At 56.6% G+C, this 588-nt stretch carries 1 pseudogene; it reads left to right on the top strand.

Features of this window, described 5'->3' with window-relative positions:
- Positions 1 to 343, top strand: a pseudogene (locus tag U1700_RS15355) (TonB-dependent receptor domain-containing protein); the annotation flags it as partial.
- Positions 344 to 588: the final 245 nt, after the last annotated feature.

Here is a 588-nt window from a genome sequence, read left to right as displayed (position 1 = left end):
CTATACGACCGAAGACAAGAAGTTCAGCGCGTCTCTCAACTGGCGTTATGTCGGTGCGTTGACCAACGCCAACAATTCGGGTGATCCGGCGATCGGCGGCACCCCGGCGCGGGCGTTGACCGACTATTACCGTGTCGCGCCGCAGAATTATTTCGACCTGGCGTTCAACTTCGCGATCGCCAAGCAGTTCTCGCTGCGCCTGATCGCGAACAACCTGCTCGACCGCGCCGCGCCGATCGTGCCGGATTCCTATAACATCAGCCTGGCACGCACGAACACCATTCCGCAGCGTTACGACTCGCTGGGTCGCAACATCGCGATCGGGACCACGATCAACTTCTGATCCTTCTGTTCCGGATCTTCCGGACGGGCCGATCCTCCATCGGGAGGATCGGCCTTTTTTGTGCCTTAGGTTCGGCCCACCCGGAGGCACAGGTTTCAGACTGGTATGGCTCACGCACAGCTGGCTTGGATTGCCCCATGTCGATGATGCTAACGCGATAGGGCGCAGTCTCGAGCGTGTGGTGGGCCTAACTGATTGATACTAGGCTTAAACAATCTAATAACGAAATTGATTTCGTTTATATA

The organism is Sphingomonas sp. RB1R13 (assembly GCF_036663775.1).
Classification (GTDB): domain Bacteria; phylum Pseudomonadota; class Alphaproteobacteria; order Sphingomonadales; family Sphingomonadaceae; genus Sphingomicrobium.
This window is presented reverse-complemented; position numbering and strand designations above follow the sequence as displayed.